The sequence below is a fragment of the Macrococcus epidermidis genome, assembly GCF_024205965.1.
Taxonomy (GTDB): Bacteria; Bacillota; Bacilli; order Staphylococcales; family Staphylococcaceae; genus Macrococcoides; species Macrococcoides epidermidis.
The window spans coordinates 546,286-569,610 of the sequence record NZ_CP073819.1; the positions used below are offsets into that span (position 1 = coordinate 546,286).

At 34.5% G+C, this 23,325-nt stretch carries 24 protein-coding genes and 1 pseudogene; 19 read left to right on the forward strand and 6 right to left on the reverse strand.

What is annotated here, in order from left to right; all coding sequences use genetic code 11:
- The first annotated feature begins 109 nt into the window (after positions 1 to 109).
- The gene (locus tag KFV12_RS02980) at positions 110 to 307 is read left to right on the forward strand and encodes a DUF805 domain-containing protein (protein WP_254257258.1); all 198 of its coding nucleotides are present in this window, start codon (positions 110 to 112) and stop codon (positions 305 to 307) included.
- A 331-nt stretch (positions 308 to 638) separates the two neighbouring features.
- Positions 639 to 1,271, forward strand: a complete 633-nt coding sequence (locus KFV12_RS02985) for a dynein light chain family protein (protein ID WP_254257259.1) — start codon at positions 639 to 641, stop codon at positions 1,269 to 1,271.
- A 19-nt stretch (positions 1,272 to 1,290) separates the two neighbouring features.
- On the opposite strand, the gene KFV12_RS02990 is transcribed toward KFV12_RS02985, so the two are convergent.
- Positions 1,291 to 1,749: a hypothetical protein gene (locus KFV12_RS02990; RefSeq protein ID WP_254257260.1), complete on the reverse strand. Its 459-nt coding sequence runs from the start codon at positions 1,747 to 1,749 to the stop codon at positions 1,291 to 1,293.
- A gap of 96 nt (positions 1,750 to 1,845) precedes the next feature.
- Here KFV12_RS02990 and rbsK point away from each other — a divergent pair, with 96 nt between their 5' ends.
- Positions 1,846 to 2,703, forward strand: a complete 858-nt coding sequence (gene rbsK / locus KFV12_RS02995; protein WP_111714136.1) for a ribokinase — start codon at positions 1,846 to 1,848, stop codon at positions 2,701 to 2,703.
- A gap of 30 nt (positions 2,704 to 2,733) precedes the next feature.
- Here rbsK and KFV12_RS03000 read toward each other — a convergent pair whose 3' ends face one another.
- Positions 2,734 to 3,162 carry a hypothetical protein gene (locus KFV12_RS03000; protein ID WP_254257261.1) on the reverse strand — a complete coding sequence of 143 codons (429 nt, stop codon included), beginning with the start codon at positions 3,160 to 3,162 and terminating at the stop codon, positions 2,734 to 2,736.
- Positions 3,159 to 3,587, reverse strand: coding sequence for a hypothetical protein (locus tag KFV12_RS03005; protein WP_111714138.1), 429 nt, complete (start codon positions 3,585 to 3,587; stop codon positions 3,159 to 3,161). The genes KFV12_RS03000 and KFV12_RS03005 overlap by 4 nt, the downstream gene beginning before the upstream one ends.
- Positions 3,588 to 3,728: 141 nt before the next feature.
- On the opposite strand from KFV12_RS03005, the gene KFV12_RS03010 reads away from it, so the two are divergent.
- From KFV12_RS03010 to KFV12_RS03065, 12 genes and pseudogenes are all read left to right on the forward strand, one after another.
- Positions 3,729 to 4,625 carry a carbohydrate kinase family protein gene (locus KFV12_RS03010; protein WP_199798202.1) on the forward strand — a complete coding sequence of 299 codons (897 nt, stop codon included), beginning with the start codon at positions 3,729 to 3,731 and terminating at the stop codon, positions 4,623 to 4,625.
- Between the two features lie 71 nt (positions 4,626 to 4,696).
- On the forward strand, positions 4,697 to 5,719 hold the full coding sequence (locus KFV12_RS03015) for a hypothetical protein (protein WP_254257262.1): 1,023 nt from the start codon (positions 4,697 to 4,699) through the stop codon (positions 5,717 to 5,719).
- Positions 5,720 to 6,091: 372 nt separating this feature from the next.
- Positions 6,092 to 6,292: pseudogene (locus KFV12_RS03020) on the forward strand (sodium/glutamate symporter); the annotation flags it as partial.
- 187 nt (positions 6,293 to 6,479) lie between these two features.
- Positions 6,480 to 7,238 (forward strand): DeoR/GlpR family DNA-binding transcription regulator, encoded by a 759-nt coding sequence (locus KFV12_RS03025; protein WP_254257263.1) that lies wholly within the window; start codon positions 6,480 to 6,482, stop codon positions 7,236 to 7,238.
- A 119-nt stretch (positions 7,239 to 7,357) separates the two neighbouring features.
- Positions 7,358 to 8,248 carry a carbohydrate ABC transporter permease gene (locus tag KFV12_RS03030; RefSeq protein WP_111714142.1) on the forward strand — a complete coding sequence of 297 codons (891 nt, stop codon included), beginning with the start codon at positions 7,358 to 7,360 and terminating at the stop codon, positions 8,246 to 8,248.
- A complete protein-coding gene (locus KFV12_RS03035; RefSeq protein WP_111714143.1) occupies positions 8,245 to 9,069 on the forward strand; it encodes a carbohydrate ABC transporter permease in 825 nt (274 codons plus the stop codon). Before KFV12_RS03030 ends, KFV12_RS03035 begins: the two co-directional genes overlap by 4 nt.
- Positions 9,070 to 9,102: 33 nt before the next feature.
- Positions 9,103 to 10,425, forward strand: a complete 1,323-nt coding sequence (locus tag KFV12_RS03040) for an ABC transporter substrate-binding protein (RefSeq protein WP_254257264.1) — start codon at positions 9,103 to 9,105, stop codon at positions 10,423 to 10,425.
- A gap of 15 nt (positions 10,426 to 10,440) precedes the next feature.
- Complete coding sequence (locus tag KFV12_RS03045) at positions 10,441 to 11,763, forward strand: CehA/McbA family metallohydrolase (protein WP_111714145.1); 1,323 nt, start codon at positions 10,441 to 10,443, stop codon at positions 11,761 to 11,763.
- A complete protein-coding gene (locus KFV12_RS03050) occupies positions 11,753 to 12,469 on the forward strand; it encodes an HAD family hydrolase (RefSeq protein WP_254257265.1) in 717 nt (238 codons plus the stop codon). The genes KFV12_RS03045 and KFV12_RS03050 overlap by 11 nt, the downstream gene beginning before the upstream one ends.
- Positions 12,469 to 13,503 (forward strand): ABC transporter ATP-binding protein, encoded by a 1,035-nt coding sequence (locus tag KFV12_RS03055; protein ID WP_254257266.1) that lies wholly within the window; start codon positions 12,469 to 12,471, stop codon positions 13,501 to 13,503. The genes KFV12_RS03050 and KFV12_RS03055 overlap by 1 nt, the downstream gene beginning before the upstream one ends.
- Positions 13,504 to 13,675: 172 nt before the next feature.
- Positions 13,676 to 15,208, forward strand: a complete 1,533-nt coding sequence (locus KFV12_RS03060) for an AbgT family transporter (RefSeq protein WP_111714148.1) — start codon at positions 13,676 to 13,678, stop codon at positions 15,206 to 15,208.
- Position 15,209: 1 nt separating this feature from the next.
- Positions 15,210 to 16,361: a M20 metallopeptidase family protein gene (locus KFV12_RS03065; protein ID WP_254257267.1), complete on the forward strand. Its 1,152-nt coding sequence runs from the start codon at positions 15,210 to 15,212 to the stop codon at positions 16,359 to 16,361.
- A 46-nt stretch (positions 16,362 to 16,407) separates the two neighbouring features.
- On the opposite strand, the gene KFV12_RS03070 is transcribed toward KFV12_RS03065, so the two are convergent.
- The gene (locus tag KFV12_RS03070; protein WP_254257268.1) at positions 16,408 to 16,683 is read right to left on the reverse strand and encodes a hypothetical protein; all 276 of its coding nucleotides are present in this window, start codon (positions 16,681 to 16,683) and stop codon (positions 16,408 to 16,410) included.
- 188 nt (positions 16,684 to 16,871) lie between these two features.
- Entirely contained in the window at positions 16,872 to 18,941 is a 2,070-nt protein-coding gene (locus tag KFV12_RS03075; RefSeq protein ID WP_254257269.1) for a RecQ family ATP-dependent DNA helicase, read from the reverse strand.
- 205 nt (positions 18,942 to 19,146) lie between these two features.
- Between KFV12_RS03075 and KFV12_RS03080 the strand changes: the two genes are divergently transcribed.
- The 4 genes from KFV12_RS03080 (at position 19,147) to KFV12_RS03095 (ending at position 22,591) form a co-directional block, all read left to right on the forward strand.
- Positions 19,147 to 19,935, forward strand: coding sequence for a hypothetical protein (locus tag KFV12_RS03080; protein ID WP_254257270.1), 789 nt, complete (start codon positions 19,147 to 19,149; stop codon positions 19,933 to 19,935).
- A gap of 172 nt (positions 19,936 to 20,107) precedes the next feature.
- Positions 20,108 to 21,226 (forward strand): G5 domain-containing protein, encoded by a 1,119-nt coding sequence (locus tag KFV12_RS03085; protein WP_254257271.1) that lies wholly within the window; start codon positions 20,108 to 20,110, stop codon positions 21,224 to 21,226.
- A gap of 172 nt (positions 21,227 to 21,398) precedes the next feature.
- The gene (locus KFV12_RS03090; RefSeq protein ID WP_254257272.1) at positions 21,399 to 21,548 is read left to right on the forward strand and encodes a hypothetical protein; all 150 of its coding nucleotides are present in this window, start codon (positions 21,399 to 21,401) and stop codon (positions 21,546 to 21,548) included.
- Between the two features lie 89 nt (positions 21,549 to 21,637).
- A complete protein-coding gene (locus KFV12_RS03095) occupies positions 21,638 to 22,591 on the forward strand; it encodes a hypothetical protein (RefSeq protein WP_254257273.1) in 954 nt (317 codons plus the stop codon).
- 12 nt (positions 22,592 to 22,603) lie between these two features.
- Here KFV12_RS03095 and KFV12_RS03100 read toward each other — a convergent pair whose 3' ends face one another.
- A complete protein-coding gene (locus KFV12_RS03100; protein ID WP_239242434.1) occupies positions 22,604 to 23,032 on the reverse strand; it encodes a hypothetical protein in 429 nt (142 codons plus the stop codon).
- Between the last annotated feature and the right edge of the window lie 293 nt (positions 23,033 to 23,325).

Here is a 23,325-nt window from a genome sequence, read left to right on the forward strand (position 1 = left end):
GGACGAGAGCATTTGATTTTAGTGGACGTTCACGAAGAAAAGAATTTTGGGTACCGGTATTCACACAAGTCTTATTTTATATTATTAGTGTAGTGATTTATCTTTTATTATGATATCAGGGTTATCTGCGATAGACACATCTTCAACTGATGGTAATCATGAGGCTTTTGCATTTACTACTATTTCAATTGCTGTAATGATTGTATTTCTATGTTTGATTAGTTTAATCTTGTTAATACCTAACATTTCTTTACTTGTACGTCGTTTGCATGACATTGGTAAGAGTGGTAAATGGGCTATTTTATGAATTGGTGTACCGAATATTTTATATTATGTTATTTCTTTTACTAAATACTCTGGTGGCGATACAGATTTAATGGGTATCTATCTTGTAATTAATTTGATTATTGTTATTACTTCTCTCGTATTTTTTGTCTGGACGATCATTTGGTGTGTACAAGACTCACAACCTGGTCCTAATCAATATCAAGACAATCAAGATCCGTATCATCTAAGATACGGTTCTTTTTCTAAATTTAATTGCACCAAATTATAGACGATTTCGTATAAATGTACTCTAAAAAACACTTATGTTATAATCTAGTTGATAATAATAATACCTAAAGGAGTGATTGATGATGAAAAAATTACTCGTAACAGGACTTGCAGCTGGATTAGTATTAACATCAGTAAATGTACAAGCAGAAGCAGCGACACCTAAGAAGATCAATATCGCAACAGAAGCTTTTGCGAACAAAGCAAAGAGCGGTAAATTGACAATCAATGGGTTAAAAGCTGGGCAAAAGGTGAGTTACTATAAGAATAAAAAAGGTGTTCACTATGAAGACTTCTTAGTGGGTAACAAACCGGGTTATGATTCAGTACGATCACCAAATGCATTAGCATTTACAAACTTCCAGGAGAACGTACCATTTATGAAACGTACGATTACGCAGGTGAACGCAGATAATATTAAAGCAGTGTCTCGTAAGAAGATTCATCAAGTTTATGGTAAACCGCTGTATTCTATCCGTATCGGTATCCATTCAGAAATGGGATATGTAGATTTTTATAAAAATATAAAAATCATTTCAAGCGAACAATATAACAAAGATCATACAAAATTAACGAACGTCGTTGTTGACCGCATTGCTTTAATCAAAGCAAATGATTTAAAAACATTGAAGAAATGGCGTAACATCGATAAAAAATACGGTGGCGATCAATGGACTATCATGTATTTAAAAGGATCTGTCTGGAAAAAAGCATAGCACACAAAAAACAGCACATTTAAATTGTGCTGTTTTTTATGTTAATGTATTCTATTTCATCTAGATTGATTTTCACGATTTGTTTACTGAATAGATGTTTTACTTCTATATTGATTTCTTTATTCTCCCAATGCGTATCTGTACTTTTGCCTTTGATGATCGTTCCGTCTTTTAACTTTATTTCGCACGATACATCACTATAATATGATACGTAATGATGGTTATAATTCAAATAGCCTTCATCCTTCGCAATATGGTCGTAAATTTGTAGGAAATCTTTTTTCATTGCTGCAATTCTGGGGATTTGTTCTATCTCATCAGGATCGAATTCATAGCCAAATTCACTAAATAATAGTTCATCATATTCATAGCCGATCATTCTAAAAATATCTTCAAAATCTTCTTCAAACTTTTCCGGATCTATATTATATTTTCTCAGCGTTGCTTTGTCTTCTTCTCTTAATATCACTGTATCCATTTAATCACCTCATTTTTGATAGTATAACAAATAAATTATGTATGTAACGTGTTATTTTCTATGTATTTCGTTATGATAATTTTAAGAGGTGAGTATATGATATATGTTATCGGAAGTATGTCTGTAGATTTAGTTGTGCAGGCAAACAGGTTACCAAAGAAAGGTGAAACAATCCTAGGAGATGCTTTCTTTATGACAGAGGGTGGTAAAGGTGCAAATCAAGCTGTCAGTGCTGCACGCCTTGGTGCAAATGTTTATATGGTAGGTTGTGTTGGGGATGATAATTTCGGTGAGATGATTGTAACGAATATGAAAGCGAATAAAGTTAACGTTGAATATATAGAGAAGATTGATGACTGTGCAAGTGGCACTGCGCATATTACATTAGCGGATAATGATAATTCAATTATTGTTGTACCTAGTGCAAATAGTGAAGTTTCAATTGAATTAGTAGATGAAGCACTAAATAGTATGGATCAAGATAGTATTATACTACTACAAAATGAAATTCCGAAATCCATCATTGAATACGTTATTGAAGAAAGTTATAAAAAGAAGATAACGACAATCTATAATCCAGCTCCGTTCATTGAAATCAATCCTGAATTACTGAAGAAAGTGACGTACTTTACACCGAATGAAACTGAAGTAAAGGCGATGTTTGGTGAGGAATTTAACGATGTGATTGAAAAATACCCAAAACAAATGATCGTGACGCTTGGAGAACAAGGAGCGACGTATTTCGATAGTGAGTTGATTAATATTCCAGGTATGAAAGCAGAAGTTATAGATACGACAGGTGCAGGTGATACATTCAACGGTGCACTTGCTGTAGGCATAAGTGAAGGTATGTCATTGAATGATGCTGTACAATTTGCGAATCAGGCAGCTGCTCTTTCAGTGGGAGGATTAGGTGCACAAGGTGGCATGCCTTATAGACATGAAATAAAATGAAAATAAAAAAACACCAGTGAAAGTAAATGATTATCTTTCACTGGTGTTTTGTCGTTCAATAAACGCTGCGTAGTCTTTTTTAAATTTCATATTTGTTCTAATCATCCCAATCGTAAATACACTCCAAATAAAGCCTATAAGATTCATTAGAAATATATCATAGTGCTGGAAATATAAATAGATACTTGAAAAGAGGTTTATTAACAACAAGCAAACTGCGAAAACTAAACTGACTTTTTGATATTTTAATCGATATGAATATTTTTGACTTTCATTATCAAAATCATCGTATTTAATTTTTGCTTCCGGCCAAATGAATAGGAGATAACCAAACATTAAGAATGAAATAAAAATAATTTCTAGTGGATGAAGATGACCATTACCCGTTAAAAATAGATATAACAAAAATGCGGTGAAAATAGAGAAGTAAATATAATATTTTACTAAATATTGCTTCAAATCGTCTTTTCTTCTTTCATTTCACGACGTAACTCATAGTAGCGCAGCCATTTAAATAGGACATACAAAATAAACATAATTATAGTCGTGTAGTGCATATTGCTTCCTGGAATGTTTGGTGGTGAGAGATGGATTACAATATAGCCGAGACCAATAATAATAGATAATACAATGCTGTATGTAATGCAGTCCTTTAAATACCATTGTGCAACGAGCCATTCTTTAGCTTTGTTGGTTTCCAGGTATCTTTTAATTTGTGTAATCGTATCTGCATAGCAAATCAATAGCATCATTGTAAATGCATATACCGCGAATAAAGTATACTTCGGATAGTATATAAAGATAAATGCACAAGCTACAATGATAAGACCAACCATACTCGTAATATAAAATTTTTTATTGTGTTTAATATACCACGATATCATGTCGCCACCCCTTTTGTTCAATATACTCATTATAAACCACAAATTAGGAAAGTTGAAGAAAATGGTATATTTTTTCTAGAAAATTTTATGATTAATTGATGAAACTGTTATAAAATGAATTTAATAAAGGTAGGTGTGCTTATGAAGTGTTTAGTGATTGGATCAACTGTTGCTGATATTATGATTTACATGGATAGATTACCGACGAGTCAAGGTGATGAACATATTAAAAAGCAGATGATGGCAGTAGGTGGGTGTGCGTTTAACGTTGTGAATGTATTGCATCAGATGGGTGTAGATTATACTTTTATATCACCAGTAGGAACAGGTATGTATGGTGATTTTGTGAAGAAAGAATTGAATCGTCTAGGTATACAAAGTGAAATACATCTAAGTGGTGCGAATGGATGTTGTTATTGTTTCGTTGAAGAAAATGGTGATAGAACATTCTTGTCCCATCACGGCGTGGAGTATTCATTTAATCCAGAATGGGTAACGGATTTAGATATGACTTCATTTGATTATATTTATGTGTGTGGATTGGAGATTGAAGAAACAGATGGCGATAAGATTATAGAAATGTTGAAAGAAGTTTCAGGTCAGATTATCTTCTGTCCGGGTCCTCGAGGTAAATTAATTGAACAGAGGAAAATGGAAGCACTTTACGCGTTGTCTCCGATCATTCATTTAAATGAACAGGAAATAAAAGAATTAACCGGGATAGAAAATATAGAAGAAGCGGTACAAAAAATGTATGACTGGACACATAATACAGTCATTGTGACGACTGGTACAGAGGGTGTAATTTATTATGATGGTAAGCTGCACAGTGTAACAGGATATAAAGCTGAGGTCGTTGATACAATAGGCGCTGGAGATAGTCATACTGGTGGCGTAATGGCAGCATTAAGCGCCGAGAAAACACTACATGAAGCCATTGATTTTGCAAATCTAGTATCGAGTAAAGTGGTCGGTGTGAATGGTGTGCATTTGGAGAACGCTGAGTATGAAACACTACGTCAACTTATGCATAATTAATATTCGAAATAGATTGTTGTTTTCTGTAAATGATAGTATGATTTAGGTAAATCGCATTGGAGGAAAATGAAATGAAAAAAATTGCTATTAGTGCATTAACTTTAAGTTTGTTGTTACCCACTTTACCTGCTCACGCCCAGGTTACACCATCAAAACCATCAGAATTAAAAGTAGGGAATAAAGATTATTCTGCAGTGATGTTGAAAGACACAAAAGTTATGATTAGAAATTCTCTGTACAATTCAAAACAAAATATCAAAACAATTAAAGCTGGAACTAAAGTAACGATTACTAAACATAAATTAGTACGAGGTTATAACTATTTAGTACTTAAAGGTAACTATTATATGCCTGTTGATGATGAAAATATTAAAATTACTAAACCTTCAAATACATCAATTGACTATAATGAATCTTTAAGTGGATTGGCCGTAAAAAGATTGAACGAGGCGAAAAATAAGAAATACTATAACGCTTATAAAGAATATACTATTTCAAAAGATTACTTATATAAACCTTGGATAGATAAAAAAGAAATTTCAATCATGCTAACTTTAGTCGGCGGAGATGGAATAATCGAAGATGATGCGTACGGGTTAATGACCTATAAAGATTGGATTCAAAGCGGTAAACCAAGCAAGGAAGTATATTCTAAACCGAAAGAAGATACAGCAAAAATTGATTTTACATCGAAACAATTTATAAAAGAATATGTGAACAGTAAAGAAAATATAGTTCGTGGCCATAAAGCTGGAGATATTTTAGGTAAGGTAAATAATGATTATCGTGTATCTCGTACGTTCAATACGACGATTGGTGAGTTTGATGCTGGTAATAATGCTGCTTATCAAGGAGCGAGAAAAGGTTCAAAGATTGTTGCGACTAAACTTATTTATGCACCTAAAGACGGGGTATCATATTACGCAATTAAACGCGCATACGGTAAACCGGTAAGTTCTAAACTTTCACGTAAACACATTGTAGAACATATTCTAAAATATGATAAATCAAAGTATGGTTATGATTTATACGTAGTGTTCGATAGCTACAAAGGTAATTTGAAGTATATGTATAAGACGCCGATAAAGAAATAAGTATTCTTGCACCTAGTTTATCTAGGTGTTTTTTTGTAAAAAATAGTTAATGACAATTTACACTCATCGTGAAATAATGGAAAGAAAGATTATAGACAAGGAGCTTTCTATAGGACTGAACAATATATTACAAAGTAAAGAATCGAGGTTATGAATCAACGAAAAACAGAAAACGAGTAATCGGCAATCTATCTAATACTAAGTAGTGGAACGAAATAAAGTTAATGATAGATGTGTTTAGTTGATTCTAGACGAAATGAAAGAAATGTATAGTATCTCTCTATCTCTGATGGAGCTTGTTATAAATGGTGAAAATCTCAATAAGGCAATAAAAAGAGTTAAGGCAAACAAAGGAGCAGCTGGAGTTGATGGTATGACAGTGCAGTGATGGTAGCTGGTTTCTTAGGTCACGGATTAGGTGCAATACCTAACGCTATGGTCAATATGGACTCCGTTACAAAATTATTCGGACCTTCACAAAGAGCATTTTTAATCGTACCTGTTGTAGGTGCATTTTTAATTGATGTATTTTCAGTACCAAACATTATTATGACAATAAATTTATTCAGTTAATACAAATATGTAAAAGCTCAGAATTTTTTCTGGGCTTTTTGTTTTTTTGTTAGATTATTACAGAGTATTATCATGATCATCAGCACTTATCCCCATCTACATTAAAATTTAATATTATTGCATAATATTTGGATTTGTGGGAATGTATAAGTATTACTGTGTAAATGCACAAAAAGGAGTGTGTATTGTGACTGTTGATGAGAGATATAATGAAATTTTAAATTTATTGTTAAAGCATAAGAAACTTCGCTCTAAAGAAACTGCGCATTTATTGAATGTGTCGTTCGAAACGATACGCCGTGATTTTGAAGCATTAGAATTGCAAGGGAAGTTAAAGCGAGTACATGGTGGTGCTGAATATATTGAACCGAAGTCGGATGTGGAGAAGAATTTCATAGAGCGTGAGAATTTATATGCAGAAGAGAAGAAAGAGATTGCCAGAAAGGCAACGCAGTTTGTAAAAGAGGGAATGTCCATTGCATTAGATGTGAGTACGACAAATACAGCGATTGCGAGACGTCTTGCCAGGAAGTTTAACCGCTTAACCATTATTACCAACAGTCTTCCCATCATAGAGATTGTTGCTAAAATAACAACTTTCACAGTTATTGTGCCAGGTGGCGTGTTATATAATCAGGAACGTTGTATTATTGGGGATGTTGCGATTGAGCATATTAGCAAATATAATATTGATTTGTTCTTTATGAGTTTAAGTGGTATTGATATGCACAAAGGTTTTACAGATTATGGTATGGAAGAAGTGAAAATAAAAAAGGCATTTCGTGCACGTGCACAAACTGTAGTGGCTGTTGCCGATCATAGTAAGTTTGATAATGTATCCCTTATACATCTGGGAGATGATCAATTATGTGATGTAATAATTAGTGATGAGCGATTGGCTGAAAATATAAAAGAGAAATATGCGAGTAAATATAAAATTATATAGATGGATGGATTAAACACACAAATTAATTTGTGTGTTTTTTATGTGTTTACACATAATTTACATATTATTAACATTGAATACATAATTACCTTGTATATTAGCATTGAAAGGAGATCAACATGAACAAGAATAAGAAGTTATTAAAAAGCAATTGGCTGACTTTATTATGTTTTATTCTGCCTTGTTTAATTCCATTAACAGCATTCTGGATTTTTCCGATGTTCTATAGCTTTTATATCAGCTTTACAGATTGGGATTTTATGAGTGAAGAATACAATATGGTTGCATTAGGTAATTATCAAAGTATTTTAACTGATGAGCAATTTTACAAAGTACTATGGAATACATTTTACTTTGTCGTTGGAACGACAATTCCTACTTTAGTATTGGGGTTATGTTTCGCGTTGCTTGTTGTGAAGAAGATTCATCTCGGTGGCATATACAGAACATTATTATTCTCGCCGTGGATTACGCCGATGGTTGCTGTGTCAATTGTCTGGTCATGGATCTTTGAACCAAAAATAGGTATTCTCAATCAAGTGTTAGGGATGCTTCATTTAGGACAACCTGGATGGCTACAATCATCACAGTGGGCGATGGTTGCCGTTATTATTGTCACAGTTTGGAAAGGTATTGGCTGGGCGATGATTTTTTATTTAGATGCTTTAAAGAAAGTGCCGAAAGAACTTTATCAGGCTGCATCAATTGATGGTACACCACCATTTAGACAGTTAATGAAGATTACATTACCGATGATCTCACCTACGACATTTTTCTTAGTGATTATTCTGGCAATTGATGCCCTGCAAGCTTATGACCAGTTCCAGATATTAACGCAAGGAGGTCCGGCAGGTTCTACTAGAACGATACTGTACATGTATTATCAGATGGCCTTTGAAGAATACAATATGGGTCGTGCGACAGCACTTGCAACGATATTAATCGTAATTACAGCGATACTTTCAGCAATACAGTTCTATGTTTCTAAGAAGTGGGTGCATTATCAATGAGGAAATTCAATTTAACGATTAGACATGTAATATTAGCGCTTGCAAGTTTCCTGATGTTCTTTCCGTTTCTATGGATGATTCTCAGCGCGTTAAAGACGAAAGATGAGATATTCCAGGTGCCATTTAAATTGTTTCCTGCATCACCGAAATGGCAGACATTTAATGAAGCTTTTCATTCAGCACCGTTTGCAACATACATATGGAATAGTACGTACACGTCTATTGCGATTGTATTAATTCAAACAGTGACTTCAGCATTATTTGCTTATGCACTGACTCAAATGCAATGGAAAGGTAAACATACGTTGTTCTCGATTGTCATGGGAACGTATATGTTACCTGCTGCGGCAACTTACGTACCGAGCTATATTATTTTGAGTAAATTAAATTTAATTGACAGCCATATCGGATTAATTATTTCGAGTGCAGCGAGTGTTTACGGCGTGTTTTTATTCAGACAGGCATTCAAACAGATTTCTAAAGAGGTGATACAAGCTGCACTGATTGATGGTGCGAGTCACTTTAAGATTTTATTTAGAATTATGTTCCCGTTAACGAAACCGACATTTGTTACGTTTATGTTGATCAGCTTTGTACAGAATTATAACAGTTATTTATGGCCTTCGTTAATCTTGCAATCTCAAGATAAGATGTTGATAACGAATGGTTTAAGACAATTCTTTATTGAAGGTGGAGCATACGGTGTGAAGTGGCCGGAAGTAATGGCAGCTTCAACGTTCACTATCTTACCGTTACTCATCTTGTTCTTTGCGATTCAAAAGGTATTTGTAAGTGGTATTTCAGACAATGGTATTAAATAAATTATTAATCATAAACTAAGGGAGAATGAAAAAATGAAAAAGTTTATTTATGCAGGTTTATCTTCTATTGTATTAGCAACAACATTAGCGGGTTGCGGTGGTACTTCAAATGGTGGATCTAATGGTAAGGTTGTAGAGTTAAAAAAAGGTGACAAGGTAGAAATCGAGTTCTGGTATGGTCTAGGTGGTAAATTAGGCGATCAAATGAAGGAGAAAATCGAGGCCTTTAATAAATCACAAGATAAAGTTGTAGTAAAAGGTGTTCAGCAAGCAGATTATGATGAAACTTATAAGAAATTACAAGCCGCTGTCGCAAGTGGTAAGACACCAGCTTTAATTTTAACAACAACGGACACTGGTAAGATTATGGCAAAGAAAAAGATTTTAACAGAGTTAACGCCATACATTGATGTTAAAGATGATTATGAAACGAAAGATATTATTGAGACTTTCCTAAAGGATGGGCAGTTTGAAGATAAGCAATTCACCTTACCAGCATACGGTACAACACAATTAATGTATTACCGTAAAGATGCTTTAAAGGAAGCGGGATTAACTGAAGATATCTTTAAAGACTGGACGAAATTTGAAGCAGCAGCAAAGAAATTAACTAAGAAGTCTGGTAATAAAGTTGAGCGTTACGGCTGGTCGCCGATGTGGGGTGCTGACAACTTAATGGATATCGCTTTCTCTAACGGTGGTCAAGTAATTGACGAATCAGGTAAGAAAGTAATGATCAACTCAAAAGAGTGGGTTGAAGCATGGTCAATTATTGATCGCGGGATTAATAAAGATAAGACGATGAAAATCAACTCTGGCGGCCAAGGTTGGGAATACTGGTATAAAACAATTGATGAAGTAATGCAAGGGAAATCAGCGGGTTATATCGGTTCTTCAGGTGACCAGGGAGATCTTGACTTTAAACAATTAGCAGCAGCTGAACAACCTGGATTTAATGGCAAGAAAGGAGCACCAGTTGCATCAAGTCAACAGTTAGCGATTCCATCTAAAGCTGAAGCGAAACAAAAAGCAGCGGCATTTGAATTTATCAAATTCTTTGAGAAGGCAGAAAATACTGCAGACTGGTCAATGAATACTGGTTATATCGCAGTGAGAAGTTCAGCAAAAGATGATGCAAAATTTAAAGCTTACGCTAAGAAACATCCACAAATCTTAAAGCCTATTGAGCAGGCAGAACATGCTTCAAGCTTATTTATCGATCCAACTAGCGGCAAGATACAAGATGCAATCAAAAAAGCAGCTGACAAAATGGAAATTGAAGGTAAGTCAGCGAAAGAAGTATTAGATGAAGCACAAAAAGAAGCACAAGCAGCTTTAGATAATAGTGCTAAATAGTAAGGGGCCAGTCAAATGAACAAAGCTATAGGTACAATTTCAATAAGAGGATTCCAATATCCTCTTATTACTTTTAATATACAATGTGAATTCTGGACTTATGTCCGTTTGTATCAGGGTGATACATTAGTGTATCAATATATCGGTAGAGATGCTGAATTAGTGGTTGATTTAGCAGATGTATCTTATGGGCAATCACAATTATTTGATGATAGCGATCTTACTTACGTCGTAATGGACGTGCAGAAGTTTACGATGCCGATTGTTAATGTTGAAGTAACTGATGGTAAGCCTGCGCATATCGAAGAGCATCATCATATTATTCAGAGTATGACAGATAAAAGTATAACAGACAAACGTTTTTATAAAGGCGACTTGCATGCGCATACGAACCTTACTGATGGTAGTTTAACACCAGGTGAATTGGTTGCACATGCAAAGGAAGTGGGCTTAGATTTCTTCTTTATTACAGATCATAACTTTTACCATACAATATGGCCAGAGAGTGATCTGTTAGTACTTCCAGGTGTTGAGTTTACAGGTAATACAGGGCATTGGAATGCATTAAACCTTCAGGATACCATCGATATGTATTCAGATGACTATAATATTGAATCTATTGAAGGCACGCATCGTTTGATGGATAGAATGCGTGATAAAGGTACGTTAGTGAGCATTAACCATCCATTCTTGACAATTTGGTCATGGTTACATGATGAACTGGATTTAACGAAGATTGATAGTCTTGAATTATGGAATGATCCAAGTTATAAGGATAATCCTCAGGCAACAGAAGATGCTTTAAAGTTCTGGCACGCATCACTTGTAACGGGGCATCGCATTACAGCAGTTGGAGGTAGTGATTTCCATCATCTAATTGATGTGAAAGATAACAATAGAACAAATGCATTAAATGATCCGACAACACATGTATATTGTGATGGACTAAATAAAGACAATTTACTCCAAAGTATCCGAAATGGCCATGTATTCGTAACGAGATTTATGGATGTTGAAGCATTCAGCGTTACTGTAAATGATAAAGCAGTAATGTTTGGTGAGACAATGAATACAAGTGGTAACTTACTAGTGTCATTTGAAGTTAAAGGAGAACCTATAACGGCAGAAGTAACGCTATTTACGAAAGATAAACGCTATGTTGCTGCTTTAGAAAATAATGTTGCTACATTTAATATTGAAGTTGAGCCTAATGATTTCTTTAGATTTGAACTAAGGAACGAAGAGCTAATAGCATTTACAAATCCAATTTATCAAGGTGTAATCGAACGTACTACAACAACATATAAAGAAGTGAAGGCATTGATGTATGAAGTATAAGTTAGTCATATTTGATAAAGATGGTACCCTGCTTAGATTCGAATCAGTATGGGTAAAAATTGGTCATAATATTGTAGACAGCTTTATAAATTCGTATGATATTCAAGTTGATAAAGAAGATATATTACAAGCATTAGGCTTAGGTGCAGATTACATCGAACCTGCTGGCATATTATCAAGTGGCACAACAAACGACATTATCAAGGTGTTTAAAGGTTACACTAATGATGCAAGAGTTGAAACATGGACGCGCAAAAATATGGACGCACTCGCCAATCAATATGAACATCAGCTTGAAATGATTAAAGGCACGGACGTTGTACTGAAAAAATTACAGGAAAAAGGTTACCTGTTAGCAGTTATTACAGCGGATGATTATATTAGTACCGATAATTTCTTAACAAAGTTTGATATTCGCCATTACTTTAATGAAATTATCACAAGTGACAGAGTCCCTGTGCAAAAACCTAATCATTTAATACTGGATTCACTTATAGCAAAATATCAAATTAAGACGAGTGAAATGGTTATGGTTGGTGATACACCTATCGATATGCAGTTAGGTAAGAATGGCAATATTGGACTTACGATAGGCGTATTAAGTGGGACGAGTAAGCATGAACATTTGCACGAGGCAGATATTATATTAAATGATGTGACAGAATTAATTAAAGACGACCAATTGATTTGGGAAGAGGGATTTTAATGCTGAAAGTAGAAAATATAAATAAAAGATATCACAAAGAGCAATGGGTTTTAAAAGATATTAACTTTGAAGTAGCTGCTGGTGAGTTCTTTGTACTTGTAGGACCTAGTGGTTGCGGGAAAAGTACTCTGCTTAAGATGATTGCAGGATTAGAAGATATTACTGAAGGTAAGTTATTTATAAATGATACGTTAGCAAATCATTTACATCCGAAAGATAGAAGTCTATCGATGGTATTTCAAAACTATGCGCTTTATCCTCATATGACGGTAGAGAAGAATATATTATTTACCCTGGAAAATAGAAAAGTGCCTAAAAATGACCGTCAGCAAAAGATGATGGAAGCGGCAAAGCTTGTAGGATTAGAAAGATATTTAAAGAAGAAGCCGGGTGAACTGTCAGGAGGACAACGTCAACGTGTAGCACTTGCTCGTGCAATTGTAAGTGAATCTAAGATATGTCTGATGGATGAACCATTATCTAACTTAGATGCAAAGCTGCGAGGCCAAATGCGTGTAGAACTACGTCAGTTACAGCAACGACTGGGGATGACGATGATTTATGTTACACATGATCAAGTCGAAGCAATGACGATGAGCGATCGTATTATGGTCTTAAATGACGGTCATATTCAACAAATCGGTACACCGTTAGAAATATACAATAATCCCGCCAATAAATTTGTAGCAAACTTTATGGGAAGTCCAGCAATGAATATTGTTAGAGGACATTTAATTGATAACGCGATTAAGTTTGGTGATTTCAGTCTCCCTGCAACGATTAATCATCAAACGATTGATGTAGGGTTTAGACCTGAAGATGTGTACATTGATCAAAATGGAACTGCAGTAACAGTTACCGCATGTGAAATATTAGGAGATACGACAATTGTGAACTTTAATATTAGCGATGAGAAATGTATCGCCAAATTCAATGAGCAATTACCATTGAATATTGGAGATGTCATTCATGTTCGTATTAAACAAGATAAAATTAAATACTTTGATGCAGAACAAGGTGCAGTCATCGCATAACTACCGGACAAAGATACTTTGTTCGGTTTTTTTAACTTAAGTGACAGCAATCATTTAATACGCTTTAGTACGATATCGTATTAAATGATTTGAAATCACTAAATATTATCGATATGATAGTAATTAAGTTATCCTTAACTGAATTTTCTAATAATTAAATGGAGGAGATGTAATGAGTGAGAATGTAAAAAAGAAAAGTATGATGGACAAGTTTTTAGACATGATTGAAAAAGCCGGTAATAGATTACCTGATCCAGTTGTTATCTTTATTAGTCTTTGTGCCATTATCTTAGTGGCATCAACAATAGCGAGTTTCTTTGGTCTATCAGCAAAGAATCCTACCGATGGAAAAGTAGTGAAAGCAGTTAACTTATTAACGCCTGATGGTATTGCGAAAATTATTTCAGAAGCGGTCCCGAATTTCGCTGCCTTTCCACCTTTAGGATTAGTACTTGTCGTGATGATAGGTGTTGGTATTGCTGAGAAGACAGGATACTTTGAAACGTTAATGAAATATACGATTGAGAAGACACCACGCAAAATTATAATTCCGATTATTATATTTGTAGGTATTATGGGAAATGCTGCAGGAGATGCAGCAACAATCGTCTTACCGCCTATTGCAGCATTAGTGTTTATAAAGCTTGGTTATCACCCAATTGCGGGACTTGTAATGGCATATGCAGCTGCGCTTGGTGGATTCTCTGCAAGTTTAGTAATAGGTATGACTGATGCACTAGCTGTGTCATTTACAGAACCTGCAACAAAACTTATAGATGGCAGTGTGAAAGTGAATGCTGCAATGAATTATTATTTCTTATGTGCATCAACAGTCTTGTTATTATTTGTAGCATGGTTTGTAACGTCAAAGATAGTTATTCCGAGGTTTGGTAAGTACACAGGACATATTGAGGAAGGTGCAGAAGAGAATCACGTATCAGATAGAGAGCGTAAAGCGATGTTATTTGCCAATATTAGTGTACTTGTTGCAATGGCAGTTGTAGCACTTTTAGCGATACCTGAAAGTGGTTTATTACGCAATGCAAAGACAGGTTCATTAATTGATGATTCACCGTTAATGAATGGGATTGTACCAATTATTACAGTTCTATTCTTAGTTCCAGGATTGGTTTATGGAATTGTTGCTGGGACGATGCGTTCAACACGTAAGTTCTCTGAAATGCTTGCAGAATCAATGAGCTCGATGGGTGGCTTTATTGTGATCGTATTCTTTGCTGCACAGATGCTGGCATTCTTTACGTGGAGTAATTTAGGAACAATTATCGCAATTAAAGGTGCTGAATTACTAAAAGGGCAGAATGGTATCGTATTAATACTAGGTATACTAATTTTGTCTGGATTTATAAACATGTTGATAGGTAGTGCCTCAGCGAAATGGGCAATACTCGCACCAATTTTAGTTCCGATGCTGATGCTTTTAGGTATACATCCAGCATTTACACAAGTTATTTACAGAGTAGGGGATTCGATAACAAATCCGATTACACCGATGATGCCTTATTTACCATTGCTATTATCGTATGCTCAGAAGTATCAAAAGGATATTGGATTAGGAACAATGATTGCAGCATTAATGCCGTATTCTGTTGCATTCGGTATCTTCTGGACGATTCTATTACTCGTATGGTTTTACTTAGGCATTCCAGTGGGACCAGGTGGACCGATTCATTTAGGAGGAAATTAATATGATAGATTATCAGCAATACGAAGATAAAGTAATACAATATCGCAGACATTTACACCAGAATCCAGAACCGTCATTTAAAGAATACGAAACGACAAAATATATAAGGGATGTGCTTCGTAGTTTAGAACACTGTGAAGTAATTGAATTAACTGAAACAGGTACTATCGGTGTTTTTAATAAAGGTGGTAATAAAAAAATTGGTCTGCGTGCAGACATTGATGCACTTCCGATACAGGAGGAGCGTAATGATTTAGACTTTATGTCACAACATGATGGCCTTATGCATGCATGTGGACATGACGTGCATACAGCAGTCTTACTCGGCGCTGCACATTACTTTAATGATCATGCACACGAACTGACAAATGAGATACATTGTATCTTTCAGCATGCTGAGGAATTAATTCCTGGTGGTGCGCGTGAATTAGTTGAAACAGGCTATTTTGAAGGATTTGACTTTATATATGGACATCATATCTGGGCAACATTGCCACTTGGGTATATTGATATAAAATCAGGTCCTGCAAGCGCCAATTCAGACTTATACCAAATTGAAATTCAAGGTAGAGGTGGACATGCCAGTCAGCCGAATAAAACGATAGATCCGCTGCTGATAGGTAGTCACTTCGTCAATGAAATTCAAAGCATTGTATCAAGAAAAGTAGATCCATTTGAACCCGTAGTCGTATCGAATACAGTATTTTTAGCAGGCAATGTTAATGGTGCTAATGTTATTCCGGATAAAGTTACATTGGCAGGGTCAGTGAGGACAACAACACCTGAAAATAGAGAAATATGTAAATCACAAATTGAAAAGACAATAGAACATCTATGTCTGGCAAATGGTGCAACCCATAAAATAGATTATACGATAGGATATGATGCAGTTTATAATGATGAAGTACATACACAATGGGTAAGAGAAATTGCAGAAAGTAATTACCCGGGAAAAGTTGTCTCTGAGCCAACGATGATGGGAGGCGAAGATTTCAGTGCGTATCAACAAGTAGCACCATGCGTATATATCTTTATAGGAAGCGGCAGTGAAGGATTTGATTATCCACATCACCACCCTAAATTCGGAATAGATGAATCAAGCTTTAAAGTAGCATTTGAAATGTTTGTCAATATCACATTAAGCTATAAATAAGAGAAACTGAAGAAACAGTGCGCTGAAACATTCAGCGCACTGTTTTTCATTGAAGATTGCCACGCTTTCTAGCTAAATAATCTTCTAAACATCTCAACCACTTTCCGATTGCGATAAGCGTATATGTAATAAGTAAGCCGATTAATATATTTAATCCTGGGATGTGATATGGCGAGAAGTGAATGACAAAGTACCCAGTAATAACAACAAAGATAATAAAGCCTGAATATGTTGCTGCATCTTTTAATAACCATTCACTGATGAGCTGCTTTTGGGCATTCACATTTTCGAAGCGACGTTTAATTTGAGTAATTGTATCCACATATACGAATAAGGGAATAAGTAGTAGACAGTATATACCAATGAATCATACTATCTATCCCCTTATAATTTTTCTATATTATAACTGTTTGATTTTAGAGGATAAATCAAAATAGGATATATTTGTTATATATATTGCTGAATTTTATATAATAATACTAATATAATGTATTAAAAAAGGCAGTTTTTTTATTCTCCGGCACCCGTATTCACAAGTGCGAATGGATATACCGCTTTTGCATGAACTAAAAGTTTTGATGCGACGACTGTCATTGTCCAGCGGGAATTGACGGTATCGTCAATGAGTAGTATGTGTTTGTCTTCTATTAAATCTTCGTTTTGAATAGCAATGGTTTCCTGGATATTTCTTTCCTGCATGATTGAGTTATGCATCTCGCTTTGTTTGTAACCAGGCTTTATTTTTACGACTGCATCGATATATTCGATATGGTTATACTCAGCTACAGCTTGTGCAAGTTTGTTAGTGAGCTTAGGTCGTCTCAAACTTGGAACTGCTACGATAGCGTCAATCTGATGTTCTTGTATCATGTCTTTAAGGAATTGGCTGATCTGTAAAGTCGTCTGTTCTGAGAAATGAAGATTGTCGCGTTCATACATAAATTTACGGCCGACAGGTGAATAGGCATCTGTTGTATACGTCCATCCTGTCTTAAATTGTAATGATTCATCAATCTTTTTATTATTCGACCAGCGTTTACGCGGTGAGATTTCCCCGTGTAATTTATTCTTATACTGGCTTGCGATAGATAGCATTGGATGATTTTTATCTATCGTTATGAATTCACGATTTCTACAATGTGCACAAATACCACACTTTTCCTGTTTATCTGGTGCATCAAGTTCGTCAGCGATATATTTCATATAACAACCGTCGTAATTGATAAATCGTTTTAAATGCTCGAGTTCCTGTAAACGCGTTACGTTTAATTGCTGCTGTAATTGAGCATTCTCTTCAGCATTAAAGGGTTTATCTGGATTGATGACGTACTTTCGCTTATCCATTAATATGTATTCATGGACGAATAAGTATTTAAGTACCGATCCAAGCTTTGTGACATTCATATTGAAGTGAGGCAGAATATCGTTTCTGGTCATACCTTCAGGATGCTGGCTAATGCGCGTTAATATTTCTGATAATAATTTCGGGTCTTTATTCGCACTTTCTATAAATGCGTTGATGATCGCTTCATCTTCATCACCATGAAGTAGCATTGCAAGCGCTGGTTTACCGTTACGTCCTGCACGTCCAATTTGCTGATAATATGAAATTAAGTTTTGTGGCAGCTGGAAATGAATAACGAAACCGATATTTGATTTATCGTACCCCATACCAAGCTTCACTGTTGCAACAATTACACGTACTTCCCCGTTATGAAATGCTTCAAGCGTAGTTACGCTAGTATCTTCGCCATATTCGTTCTGCATACCTGAATAATAAGGTGCGGCCGAGATACCTTGTTCAATTAAGAACTGTGTAACAGATTCACACTCTTTCTTCGTAAGACAATAGATGATACCTTGTTCTTTGTTCAGAAAAGGATGGTCTGTGAGAGATGCCGCTAAGAAAGCAAGTCGTTCTGCCTTCGATTGTGCTGGGTTCACTTGAATCGAAATATTTGAACGGATTAAATTACCACGAAATACCTGGAGATTTCCGAGTTGCGATTTAATATCTTCAATGACACGATCGTTTGCTGTTGCAGTTGTGCCAAGAATTGCGATTGAATCTGGTAAATCTTTAACGAGGTTCACAATACGCTGATAATCAGGTCTGAAGTCATGACCCCAGTCTGAAATAGAGTGTGCTTCGTCTACTACAATAAGCTCGATATCATTCACTTGTGATAATGCTTCAATAAATCTTGCATCAGATAATTTCTCAGGAGAAACAATAATGGCATCAACCGCACTAAGCCGTGCATAAATATCATCCCATTCATCTTTGTTATTGCTATTGATCGTTACGACATCTAAACCAAGTTTAGCAGCAGCATCAATTTGATTGTGCATTAATGCAAGTAAAGGACTGATGATAACAGCAGGACCGCTACCATTTTCTCTTAATAACTTAGTAGCGATGAAGTATACAATCGATTTCCCCCAGCCAGTTTTTTGAATCACCAGCGTCTTCTGTTTATTTACTACCGCTAATATCGCTTCCAGTTGACTTTCTCGAAAGTTAGCTTCAGCTCCGTATGTTTCATGTAACATCTCTACCGCGCGCTGTTTAAAATCCATTTAGGTGACCTCCGTAGTTAATGATATTCATATTATAACATTTGTGATATTTGAATTTGTTTGTACAGTTATTGTAAAGATTGAGTAAAAAGAGTTTATGGAAATTAATATTTTGATTTTTATTAATAATAATATAATTTTAAATCGTCTAATTAATATTTATAAGATATAATTACATTAAATAACATATGAATTGAGGACGACGATGAGAAAATTAGTATCTATTATAGGCGTTACGACACTAATGCTTGCTGGTTGTGGAGAAGAAGAAGTTAAAGAAAAAGGTGCAACAAAGATAGAAAGCAATACAACTTCAAATAGCGATACATCGAATCAAAAAACATCAAATAGTCAAACAAAGGAAAAATCTGCACAAAAAGAAATTGTTGAACAAACAACTGAAGAGAAAGAAACAGTTGAAACAACAACTGAAGAAAAGACAATAGAGCAAAATAACAAGTCCGCTGTAAGAGAATTTACGCAAGATGAACGTGAAGCAATGACTGAAGAATTTTATGCATGGGGAGCAAAGCGTGCTGAAATTGGTGGAATGGCATTAACAAGATACTGGTTTACGCATGGTGCTGCTGGTCGTGGTGATTGGTATGCAGACTCACCTGATGGAGAGATACTTACTCAAGATAATGATAATCCTGGCTTCGATGGATTCAAAATTCATGCAGTTAGCGGTGTAGCCTTCTATACGAGAAAAGATGGTGAAACAGGTGGACGTGAATTGGATAGTACAATTACAGCTGTTGGTTATAGTGAAGATGCGAAAGAAGGAACAAATATTCATAAATACTTACTTGCTGATAATGGAAAGGTTTATGAACTGATCTTACCTTATGAGAAAGCATGTTTCTCATGCGGATTTGGTGAGTATGATGATAATGGGACAAGAGGAGAATACGCTCCTGGAGTACAATTCAAAATTTCTGGCGATAGTGCTGCACAAGCTAAATGGCAGGAGATTTTAAGGAAATATCAATAATAATAAAGACACTATTATGGTGTCTTTTTTTGACTATATTTTTAACGAAAATTTGTATAAATAAGCATAGAATATTATACCAATTTAACAAAATATTCATATAATGTTAGTCTATTATTCATCTGTATGACATAAGAAAAATATTAAAATAATATTATAGGAGCAAACAATTATGAAAAAAATTCTATCTTCGATATTAGTAGGTTCAATCATCTTATCTTCAGCACCAGTTGTAAAACAACAAGAAGCACAAGCAGCAGCAAACGGTAGTGAATATTATGGGCAACAGAAATACGAATTATTATCTGGTTTAAAATACCACAAGTTAGAAATTGAAGGTTTAAAAATGGGCATGAATTTAATGGAAGCGAGTAAATTAACAAACATTCACCCTATTGAATCTAGATTTACTGGCGATCAATTTAATGGAAATTACGATGGAGTAGCTAATCGAAATAAAACTGTAGTTGGATTTGCTGATTTTCAAGAAAATGTGCCTTTAGAGAAACGTGTTATTAACCGAATTTACGTATCTGCTAATCATGAGATTTTTAAAGGTCAATTACATTATGCTGATTACGGTTCAGTAACAGGTATGGCACCGGTGTATACAATTAAAAATAATTTTAACAATAATAATACACTGGCTATTTTATATCCTAGTCTGACAATTTTATCTATAAAAAGTATGAATCATTATGGCTTCTACATGACAGATTTCGAAAACGATACTGAAGCATATAAATTCTATACATTCATAAAGGATAATCCACATGAACTGAATGCAATTAAAAAGTCCGAGTGGGATAATAATGTGACAGTACAAAACAGATTCCATCCAGAAAATATTACATTACCTTTTAAAACGATAAATAAAGATGATCCAACATTAGAAAAAGGAAAAACAGTCGTAGAAAGAGAAGGAAAAGAAGGAAAAGCAGTTCGTATACGCGAAATCTCGCAAGCAACACCTTATCCAACAGTAGCGAGTAAAGTAGAAACAATTACGCCTGCTGTTGATAAAATTGTACGTGTGGGAACAAAAGAACCGGTTGTAATCACTAAAAAGCAAGTGACTGAAAAGAAAGTTATCGCATATAAAGTTATTATAAAAAAAGATGCGAAAAAAGCTAAAGGTTATAAAAAAGTTATTAACGGGAAAAAAGGTTCAGTTCTTACGGTAAAAGAGGAAACATATGAAAATGGTAAGTTAGTAAGTACAGAAGTTATTAGTAAAACTAAAATCCCAGCAAAAAATAAAGTAATCATAATTGGTACAAAGAAGAAGTAGATTGTTTATTTATGTTATATTCGATTGATTTTTCTAATTCTATTACACCTATTTTGAAACCTTTAAAAATACATCCACTTTAATAAAGATTTTAATATATTTGGTATAGAATATGAGTTATATTCTATTGAATGGGGTATTTATTAACTATCTTATTGAGGAGGGGTTAAAGATGTCAAACGTTGATAAAGATATAACAAGTAACAGACGTGAAGTCATGCCAGAATCAGTTATTGATGGTGAGATGAACGAAAAGGTTAAAGATCAGCTTGAATTACAGCCTGGTGAGAAGAAGGTTAGTAAAGAAGATCAAGATAAATAAAGTTTAGACGTCCTTTATAGGGCGTTTTCTTTTTATAGGAAATATACATATTTATCAAGTTAATGTATAATGATGGAAGTGAATGAGAGATGAGTGATGAAATGAAACGTGTATTAATCAGTTTAGCTGTGATATTTTTATTGTCGATAGCAGCATTTTTTGTAGTTCATAATATGCAGAAAGAGCAATCTATTGTCGCAACGAAAGATATTAAAAAGATTAAAGATTCATATCAATATTACGATGAAGCTAAATTACATGTTGATGAACTTGCAATGGAACAATTGGATGATTTATCAATGCGTAATGATTTCTTTAAATTAAAAGATGGTAGCTATTTTAATTTAAGAACATATATGGGAAACAAAGTTGGTTACATTATGAATAGTTACTTAACATTTGATAAGACTGGAAAGACAAAGGTGGCGTTTCCGAAGGTTATCAGTCATCAATATATGAAAGATAACAAATTTATTGATAATACCTGGTCGATTAATACACCTGCAGGTAAACTTGATTATCAATCTGGTGCTATTGATAGAAGTGATGATTCAGTTAATCTCTTTATAGAGAGTGATGATGGTAAGCGCGGGGTATTAATGGATAAAACACTGAAAAAAGATGTGACGTTGATCGGAAATAACGGTGAATGGCTGGATAGTGAGAATAATCGTATCGGTACTGACGCATCTTTAAGAAAGTATAATGATCCACAAACCGCAGCAAATGCGGTATTGAAGCAAGTGTCAACAACGGGTCAACTTGTTGCAAAGTTGAATAATGGTGAAGCAACCTTCTTCTTTTACAGAAATAAATATGGTCCTGTAGATGAATATACGGTGATTCCTGTTTTAAAGGATAATACAGCAGGTATTTATCATAAATTTACGCTTGCAGGATTTAATGAATCGATTATCGATTACGAGTTCAAATATGCTGTAAAAGGTAATGAATATCATATTATTTTCAATGATGATTTCAAACATGCAGACAAGTTTAAACATAAAAAAGTCAGCGATAATATCATTATCGCTGTGAAATAAAGTGAACCACTTCTAATGTGAAGTGGTTTTTCTTTTGTTCAGTGCAATTTGAAGTTCTTCTTTCTCCATAAAGTAACGCACACCATATCCGAATACACCTCCGGCAGGCAGGAAAATAAGCATATAATATGGAGTAGCAAATAAATCAGGTAAGTGTTTGAAATAAATGATTGTGCCATAAATGATGAAAATTATTAAACTCTCAACGACATTGTTTCGAAAGTTAACTATATTTGCTTTATGAATTGCTATTTTGTTGGCAGGATCTATCATTTTAGTTTTATACTCAGCAATTAATTGTCTTACTGAAGTAAAGTAATAAAGAATCATAAATGAAAGTAATATGAGATCTTTATATATTCCGATATTAATCATCCATATCATTAAGACGAGATAGAATAATGTGAACATGAGGATTTTAAAAGAAATCTTCTTAGTCATAACGCACCTCGTTTACTTTTTATGTATATTATATCTTGAAATGGTTATAAAAGGAAGAGTGATAGTTTTCAACTTATTGCATTTGTTGTAAATTTAGTACTCACTATATGGTGCATCCTGTGGTGTGCTCAAGATTCTGAACATGGAACAAACAAATGGGGACCAAATCCGAAAATAATAAGGCAAGATAGATACTATAATCCTTATCAACAAAATGATACTTATCGCAGATGATACGGGTCTTTTTTAGTACATTTTAGTATGATAAATATAAAATGATAAGGGGAGAATAA